This is a genomic window from Acidovorax sp. KPB24-07 (assembly GCF_057543315.1).
Genome location: NZ_BAAJYS010000241.1, coordinates 1 through 5,559, shown reverse-complemented (window position 1 = coordinate 5,559; position 5,559 = coordinate 1). Strand labels below are relative to the sequence as shown.

Sequence of the window (5,559 nt, the reverse complement as noted above, 5' to 3'; positions counted from 1 at the left end):
CGCCGACCCGTTCGCCGGGGCGGGCGTGGGCGACCCGCGCAAGGCCACGCTCACCCTGCGCATGGACCCGCGCGGCGAGCGCCCGCGCAAACAGGTCATCGAGCAGCAGCTGCGCGCCGCGCTGGAAGACCTGCCCGGCGTGCGCGTGAAGATCGGCCTGGGCGGCTCCAACGACAAGTACGTGCTGGCCCTGGCCAGCGAAGACCCGCAGGCCCTGGCCACGGCCGCGCAGGCGGTCGAGCGCGGCATCCGCACCATCCCGGGCATCGGCGGCGTGAGCTCCACCGCCAGCCTGGTGCGCCCCGAGATCGCCGTGCGCCCGGACTTCGCGCGCGCCGCCGACCTGGGCGTGACCAGCAGCGCCATCGCCGAGACCCTGCGCGTGGCCACGGTGGGCGACTACGACCAGTACCTGCCGAAGCTGAACCTGGCGCAGCGCCAGGTGCCCATCGTCGTGCGCCTGGACAACGCGGCGCGCGAGGACCTGTCGGTGCTGGAGCGCCTCACGGTGCCCGGCGCCCGCGGGCCGGTGCGCCTGGGCGAGGTCGCCACGCTGGAGGTGGCGGGCGGGCCGGCCGTCATCAGCCGCTACGACCGCTCGCGCAACGTCAACTTCGAGATCGAGCTGGGCGCGCGCGGCCTGGGCGAGGTGACCGAGGCCGTCAAGCAGCTGCCCGCCGTCGCCCAGCTGCCCGCGAGCGTGCGCCTGATCGACGTGGGCGATGCCGAGATGATGGGCGAACTGTTCGCCAGCTTCGGCCTGGCGATGCTCACGGGCGTGATCTGCATCTACCTCGTGCTGGTGCTGCTGTTCAAGGACTTCCTGCAGCCGGTGACCATCCTGGCGGCGCTGCCGCTGTCGCTGGGCGGGGCGTTCGTGGCGCTGCTGGTGGCGGGCAAGAGCTTTTCGATGCCCTCGCTCATCGGGCTCATCATGCTGATGGGCATCGCCACCAAGAACTCCATCCTGCTGGTGGAGTACGCCATCGTGGCGCGCCGCGACCAGGGCATGAGCCGCTGGGACGCGCTGCTGGATGCCTGCCACAAGCGCGCGCGGCCCATCATCATGACCACGCTCGCCATGGGCGCCGGCATGATGCCCATCGCCCTGGCGCTGGGCAGCGCCGACATGAGCTTTCGCTCGCCCATGGCGGTGGCGGTGATCGGCGGGCTCATCACCTCGACCGTGCTCAGCCTGCTGGTGGTGCCGGCGGTGTTCACCTACGTGGACGACTTCGCGCAGTGGTTCCAGCGCCGGGTGATGCGGCGGCCCCCACCAGCCCCCCAGGCACCCCGCGCGCCCGAAGCGCCGCACCCGCTGTGAGTGGCGGCGCGGCGGCGCCCTGCCATCGGTGCGGCCCGCCCCTCTAGCACAGGGTTTGCGCTGCTGCGCCCAAGGCGCGGCGGCCTTTTCGCGTGCAGATGCACGGCTTCGCATCACCGGGAAAGCTGCCAGGACTTGTATACAACCATGGGATTCCAGAAGAATTCCAGGGAGACAAGACCATGCGTGCCACCAGTTCAGGGGAAATCCAGCCGGCCGGACGGCCTCCGTCCACGCCTGCACGGCCTGCGTCCCCGGTCCCGGATGCCCCGGAGCGCAGCGCCAGCCTGAAGGGGCCGGAGGGGCTCGCTGCGCGCGGCAAGAGCGGATCGGCGGCGGTCTACACCACCGCCAACATGGCGCAGCGCTCGGACCGGACCGTCCTGTCCAAGCTCAAAAGCCTCTGGAAGGGCGGCAAGACCACGGCCAACGCCAGCCTGGGCCCGCTGGCGGTGGGCACGCAGACCCAGCACCCGGTGGTGCGGCACAACCAGGTGCAGGCGCCGCGGTTCGAGGCGGACGGACGGGTGCCACTGCCCAACGCCACCAAGACCGGGCTGGCGCAGGCCGTGCAGGAGGCACTGCACCAGGTGGAGACCGGCCAGTCGCCCGGTACCGAAGGATCGGGCCGGGACGGCGGCATCGCGGGCACGGCGGCGTACTGGGCCCAGCAGGCGCTGTCCGTGCTGTCGCTGGGCAAGGGCCCTGCCAGCGTGCCCAGCGACGCGCTGGAGATGTTCTATGAAGCCGGGGGCCTCAAGGCAGGGGGCCAGAGCAGCCAGGGCAGCGCCACGGCGGAGACGAAGTCCATCGTGCTGGGCCATCTGGAAGGCCTGGTCCATGCCGAGAAGGCCAAGGCCACCATCCACCTGGCCACCCAGGCCGCGTTGCCCGGTGGCGCGCGCGTGAACACGGAAGGCGCATTGCAGCAGCTGACCGACGCCGCCAAGGCCGCCGAGCAGCGCTCCAAGGACGCGGCGACCGCCGCCAACGCCAGGATGGTCGCCGAACTGCTCTCGGGCGTGCCCGAGCCCCTGCAGCCCCGGCTGCAGGCAGCCACCGACACGCTGGTCGCGGCCCTGAACCACGGCACCAAGGTGCCCGACGTGCTGGCCGTCGAGCTGCTGATCAACACCGCCCGCGACACCTTCGCCGGCGATCCCGAGGGGCTGGCGACGGCCATGGAAAACCTGTCGCACAGCTCGCCGGCCCGGCTGGTCGGCCTGGTGCACGACGCCCTGCAGCCTTCCCCACCGGACCGCGAAACCCGCGCCGACCTGCAGCCGCTGTCGCGCCTGGCGTGCGCCATCGCCAGGCCGGCAGGCGGCATGCGCCTGCTGGCCAGGATGACGGACCCTCCCGCCGCCGGGACCCGGCAGGATGCCTTGCAGGTGGCCATGTCGGCGATGCTGCATCTGCAGTCGTCCCGGCAGCAGGAGGGCCCCGGGTCGGCCGAGGCCCCGGCGGACATGGCGTTGCTGCGCGACGCAGTGGCGCATGCGGTCGAGCTGGCCCAGCCACGGCACCACCCGGTGCCCGAATCCGAGCGGACGGTGGCGCAGCGCACCGCGTTCCATTGCCTGCAGAACGGGTTCACGACCAAGGCGCCGGGATCAAGCTACGACCGCGTGCGCCAGCGGCTGCTGCAGTTCAGCGACGGCGCGCTCGACCAGACCAGCCAGCGCAACGCGCGCGCGGCGTCCGGGCGGATGGGGCGGTTCCAGAACTGGCTGACGGGCGGGCTGCCCAAGGCCATCGTCAAGAACTCGGCGGGCATGGAAGGGCTGCTGGCGCCTGCGCTGCCCGCCATCGCGTCCTGGCTGCCTGGCGCGCAGCCGACGATGTGGCGCAAGTCGGTCATGCGCAAGATGACCGCCGCCGCCAGCGAGAACGGCATGCTGCCGCGCCGCGACGAAGCCGTGGCATCGCTGCACCGCACCGCCACCGACCTGCGCATCGATCTCCAAGCGCGCGCAGGGGCCGGCGCGCTGCCGGCCGAAACCCTGATGCTCGGGGTGCTGAAGGAGCTGGGGCTGGGCGGGAGCGCGCCGGCCCCTTCGCAGAAAACGCTCAAGCACCTGGGCAAGGGCTTTTTCCAGAAAGTGGAGGCCCACCTGGGGGCCGAGGGCATGGCCGGGCTGCCCCCGGGCCTGGCCGCCGACTGGCAATCGCTGCGCGGCAGCCGCCCCAATGTCGGGCACATCCTGAGGGTGCTGGGAGAGCACACCGATCTGCGCGCGCTGGCCGATGGCACGCTGTCGCCCACGGTGGGCCCCAGCCAGGTCGCCCGGGGCCTGCGCACCGATGCCATCGCCCACGAAGCCATCGGCGGCTTCCACGAGATTGCCGAAGCGGCCAGGGCCGCGGCCGGCGTGGAAGCGCCGCAGACCCGGGCACTGGCCGACCTGATGGTGGTATCGGCCGACCTGCTGGCCAAGGTGAAGCCCGCGGCCGCCTTGCGGTCCCTGCGCATCGACACCTTCGAGGCCATCGAAAGCAAGCTCACCCAGGACTGGCTCAAGACCCTGCCCGAGGGCGAGCGGCCGTCCCGGGAAGAGGCCCTGGACCAGGTGCAGGACGCCTGGCCCGCTTCGGTGCGCAGCGCCTGGTCCCAGATGAAGGAATCGGGCGACGATGCGGGCCGGCTGATGCGCACCCTGGTCGATGCGGCCCTGGCCGTGCCATGGAGCCCGCCCGCGGCCACCACCGGCGCGGCCTCCGGCAGCACCGCTCCCCGCACGGTGGCCGATACCGTGAAAACGGCGGCGCCCGCGCTGCAGGCCCTGCAGCGGGACGTGCACGTGAACCGCTTCGAGCTGTGCGTGTCCGACACCATCACGCTGTTCAACGACCTGCGCGGCCCGGCCGACGCGGCCGAAGTGATGAAATCGCTGTCGCAGCGCATCAGCCTGGGCGAGAAGATCAAGAGCAGCGATGCGCGGCTGGCCCGGCTGGAACTGGGCAAGGCCGTGTCGGTGACCACCGCCACGCCGGAACTCGTGACGCCGATCGCGGGCATCGGCCTGGGGCACGAGCGCTCGATGGACCTGAACATGGTCGGTGCGGCCATGCAGATGCAGATCGCCACGGCGGACTCCAAGAACGCCAACGTGGGGCTCAGCGTGGGCCTGCGGCGCGAGCTGGGGAACCAGGACCACGAGTTCAACCTGGGCGATGACGAAGCAGGCATCGCGCTGCGCTTCGACATGCGCCTGGAGGCCGGCGGCGAAACCTCGCGCACCGAGGGCGTGAGCCTGCGCATGCAGCGCACCGCCTCCCATGAGGACACCTTGCGGCGGCACTTCGCCGATGCGCTCATTGCCATGGCCCACGGGGGCGCCGCATCGTCGGAGGGCGGCCCGGACATGGATCCGCTGGCCCACCTGCTGGAGCACTTTCCTGCGCTGGCCGTGGCGGAGCTGTCCAACACCAAACGCAGCCGCACGTCCGAGATGGCCATCGGCGCCAACGCCATGGTCCGCGCGCGCGGGCCGCGGGACCGCGACGAGCACGACCGCAAGGCCACGCTGCGCGCCATCGGCGTCGACGTGCAGGCGGGGGTCGCCAGCAGCAACCAGCGTTCGCGCTCGGTGCAGACGGAAAGCCGTTCGGGGCTGAACGTGGAGGAATACAAGCTGTCGGCGCAGCACCGGGCCGATGTCCGTGCGAGCGCCAACGCCAGCCTGGGGCTGGTGCCGGCATCCAGGCACAATCCGGAAAGGGCCGCCCAGGCTCGCGGGGCCGGGCTGGATTTTCGCAAGCAGCTGGCCAACAGCGGGGTCGATACCACGCTGCGCATGACGACCCGCCATGGCGAGACCTGGGCCGACCAGACCCAGATGATCCGCGAGTTCGAAGGCCTGGATGATTTTCTGGCCGAGCTCGAACCCCGGATGCACGAGTTCGTTTCGGTCATGGCCGCACGCGACGGCGTGCCGCATGCCTCGGCGGAAGAAAAGACCGGCCGCGCCTGGCTGCGCCTGCAGGACACCCTGGTCCAGGCCGCACAGGCCAGCGCGCCTGGCATGACGTTTTCCGTGGTGACCAAGCTGCGCCCCCAGGCGGCTGAGGCCTACGACAAGCTGCAGGGCCTGGCACAGCAAGCCACCGAGACGGGCCAGAAAGCCGCCGCCGCAGCGCAGCAGGCGACCGAACCCGCCCGGCGAGCCACCATGGAAAGCCAGCAGGCCCAGGCCGCCATCCGGCGGGCCGCTGCCGCGGGCCAGCCCGCCGAG

Annotated in this window: 2 protein-coding genes; both read left to right on the top strand. The window is 71.7% G+C overall.

The window, feature by feature from the left end; all coding sequences use genetic code 11:
* Nucleotides 1-1,324: efflux RND transporter permease subunit (locus AC27IQ_RS18275; RefSeq protein ID WP_487090307.1), on the top strand; the 1,324-nt coding region annotated here is incomplete at its 5' end.
* A gap of 182 nt (nucleotides 1,325-1,506) precedes the next feature.
* Nucleotides 1,507-5,559 (top strand): hypothetical protein (locus AC27IQ_RS18270; protein ID WP_487090306.1); only part of this gene is annotated, 4,053 nt, incomplete at its 3' end.